General features: G+C 45.4%; 1 protein-coding gene. It reads left to right on the top strand.

Features of this window, described 5'->3' with window-relative positions; genetic code table 11:
* Positions 1-4,117 (top strand): discoidin domain-containing protein (locus ACQ4MZ_RS31390; RefSeq protein WP_430852009.1); only part of this gene is annotated, 4,117 nt, incomplete at both ends.

Here is a 4,117-nt window from a genome sequence, read left to right on the forward strand (position 1 = left end):
TTATGTACCAAAAATTGTCCCTCCATCTCCACAAGCGGCCAGTTTAACCAGGTATGTCGATATACCTGTAAGCTACTATACGGGTACTGCCAATATATCCATTCCGATTTACACTGTGCAGGATGGTAAAGTAAGCCTGCCGATATCGATCAGTTACCACCCTTCTGGTATCAAAGTAGCTGACGAAGCCAGCCAGGTAGGTTTGGGCTGGGCATTGAATGCCGGGGGAGTTATTTCCAGGACGATAATGGGGGAGGATGACTTTACCCTGAGCAGGTATTTCAGTGCTAACAATAACTTGCCGACCAATTATTTCCCCAAAGCAAATATGCAGTTTGGAGGGTCAATAAGCGGTGACCAGAGCAGATTCGATTTTGTTTTTAATTCTCCGCAGGGGTTTAAGACTCTGGCATTAAAAACGGAAGACGGCGCCGACAATGAATATGAGCCGGACATCTACAATTTCAATTTCGCAGGCTATTCCGGAAAATTTATCATAAGCAGGACGAAAGAGATCATCATGAACGAAAAAAGTGACATTCGTATCAGGATGGTTGAAGCAAATAATGGGGCTGATATTTCCTGGGAAATTAAGACGCCCGATGGAGCTACCTATTTGTTTAACGAAAAAGAAACCTTCAGACTTGCCAGTGGGGGAAGCTCTGTTTCATCCTGGTATCTGACCCAGATAACTTCCCCGGAGGGTGCCATAATTAACCTTAGTTACAATGCCCTGGCGAACGCTTTTAATTATCCTCAGGGGGCAATCACTGAAACCCAAGGAGTGTTTTTGCTAGGTGAGACTTGTAATAACGGAGAAGGGCAGGCTCCTACACTACCACATATTATTCAGCGTATCCCACCTAAATACGTTTCAACGGTCTACTTGAATGAGATCACCTTCCAGAATGGTTCGGTGAAGTTTATTTTTGAAAACAGGGAAGATCTGTCATACGATAAGAAGCTTAAAACGGTTGAAATATACAATAAGCCCGGTGGCGTAAAGACGCTTTTAAAAGTGTACGACTTCAATTACGCTTATTTTGACGGAACGGCAGATCCTCGTTTCGGTAATACCAGCGATGGAAGTGGGTCGGTATCAAAAAGGCTGAAGTTGCTGTCATTAACAGAGAAATCTGCAGACGGAAGTGCTTTGAAACCGCACACTTTTGAATATTTTGAAAGCAGCACCGGGTACCCTGATTTGCCTGCGAAAACATCATTCGCACAGGATCATTGGGGATATTATAATGGAAAGCAGGGCAATACGAGTTTGATTCCGAGTTATACCATTTTTCCTTCCTCCGATGAGATCAGGTACTACTTCGGACAATTAACCGGAACTGAAAGGGATACCGGCCCTGATTATATAAAGGCATTTAGCTTGAAAAAGATTACTTACCCTACCGGCGGGTACTCCGAGTTCAATTACGAAGCCCATGAGTACGACGTAAACAATTCCAACAAGAACGACTTCTCATTTGCCGGTAATATAGGGACTCTCGAAGAAAAGAATGTCTATTTACTCTATAAAATGAACCAGAAGGATGTGGTTCAGGACTTGGAATTTGATTTTTCCAAGGCAGCAACAGCGCCCGATAGACTGACAACCAACTTAAGACTGAGCGCCTTCGTGAGGTTAAGTAATCTGACCTCGTGCAATAACTTATCGGGCCAATCGGGGAAAGTATACTTTGAACTAATAGAAAAGGCTTCAGGGCAATCCGTCGGAACATATGATATGTTTACCATGCAGGATTGTACGGATAATACAAACGGTACACCTTCTCCCTGTATTAACAAAGGATGCGGCTCTCAGAATGGTATGACGATGGGAGTCAGCCATGTCAATACGATCTTTGGTATAATGCCCGGGAAATACATCTGGCGCGCCAGGGCCAGTGATGGAAGTGGTTTTGAGGTGGCCGATTTTGCCATTCATTTTTACTGGTATGAGCCGTTGGAGGCAACGGAAGGGGCGATGAAAATGGCTGGGGGCCTGCGTTTGAAAACCATTACTGCTAATGATGGCGTGCAAAGTAATGTCCGAACATTCACTTACCGAGTTACCGAGATCGTAAACGGGCAAACGATCGAAAAGTCAACGGGGAGGCTAATGACAAAACCGCAGTATACCTACGCGGAAGACAGATTGTGTGTTGATGACGGAGGGCCAGGTGGTTCTGATGGTTTATATAACAGACCTATATTCCGGACTTCCAATAGCATCATCCCTTTGAGCGCTTCGGCGAGTGGATCTGTAGTCGGCTATGACCGGGTGGTTGTAAGCTATGGGGGAAGCGGCCAAAGCGGACAATCCATTTTCTACTATGATAATCAATCAGATATAGTCAATAATTTCCATTACTACCGACCTCCCCTTGTTTCCAGTAGGCCCTTTAAGTCAAACGGTAATTTATTGAAACAGGAAGATTTCGTAAAATCAGGTTCCAGTTATGTCAAGGTTAAAGAAACAGAATATGAGTACAATTTAAGCGAACTTATATCTCAGTATGCGGTGGAATTAAGAACCGTTCCATTGTGGAAAGCCGGGGCTATCGCTAACGAAAAAAGCCTGGGTCTTTTCTATCCAGCCATGATCAAAAATTGGAATTATTTAAGGAGTGAAAAGACAAAAGTATATGACCTGAAAACCCCGGGTACGTTTGTCGAAACCATCAAAGACTACATTTATAGCAATAGCAATTATACGCAACTTAGCCAGACCAAAGCCTCTGATAGCAGGGGGCGAAAGATTGCGACCTCGTACAAATACCCCTTCGACTATTCCACCGGGGTGTATCCCGCGATGGTAGCCAGGAATATGGTTAACCCCGTGATAGAAGAAACAACCGGTATAGAGAATGGGGCAACGTTGAGCTGGATCAATACTGAATATTTCAACCCGAGCGGCAGTTTGTATGTGCCGAAGAAAGTGGATAAAAAGTTAGGTAGCGGCCCGATTGTTAATCTAGCGGAATTTCTGACCTACGACACCCGTGGAAATCTTTTGACTTACAAGGAAAACGGGGGTGCTACCACCAAACTGGAATATTATGGCACAACCGATGTAGGAAAAACCGACCTGCTTAAATCAAAAACAGAGGCTGATGGGACATCGGTTTCGGCCACGACTACCTATGACTATAAATCACTCGTAGGGGTGGAGTCTATAACAGATCCCGCGGGCAAGGTTACCTGGTACAATTATGACAAATTCAGCCGCCTTTCAGACATCCGGGAAAACAACAGCACGGGTAATTTAATCAAGAGCTTTCACTATAACTATGCGAATCAGGGAGGTTGGGCGAATGGTATTGTTGACGACCCGGGTGTCTCCGTTCCGTCGAGCCCCAGCGTAGTTAACACACCTGGCAGCAACTGTGGTACAGTTAACAAGGTACGTTTCCGTTGGCGGGGCAACGACGATAATACACGCCTTGTCGGGGCTAAAATTCAGGGTTCATTGGACGGCTTGACATGGACTAATATTCTTGAAATCCTTGATAACGGGATTAACGACTGGATGACTTACACACTTAATAATTCAGTTGAGTATAAGCATATGCGCTTTGTATCGGGTCCAAACGGATATGGGGAACTGCGGGAGCTGGAGTTTTACAGTGGAGACGTTAAATTAAACGGGACGCCGTTTGGCTCGTCACCTAATTTTGCATCGAACCCGTGGCAAAATGCTTTCGATGGGGATGCAGGCTCTATGTGGCATGGTACGAACAAAGGGGCAACAAATTTTGTGGGCTTGACCCTGGGATGTGCGACGACGTGTGTTAGACCTGATATTTATAAAACGGCGGGTACAACGGTATGCTCTTCTTCGAGCCAACCACAGACGGTGACGTTGTTGGCGTCAGGTTGTCCGGGTAATGTGAGCTGGTACCTCAATGGAATATTGATCCCATCAGTGACGACCAATACGTACACGACCAGCGCGCCCGGTACTTATACTGCCAAATGCTCTTCGGGCACCTGTACTAGTGTCACTTCCGAAGGGCTTGCGGTTACGCAAACTTCTGGTTGTGCGCTTCCCAATTATAGTCGTGTAGTCATTGTTGGCAATAGCATTACCAAACTAATAGCCCAGACCGGTTCGGATGGG

Origin of the sequence: Dyadobacter sp. BHUBP1 (genome assembly GCF_050587785.1) — a bacterium.
Classification (GTDB): Bacteria; Bacteroidota; Bacteroidia; order Cytophagales; family Spirosomataceae; genus Dyadobacter.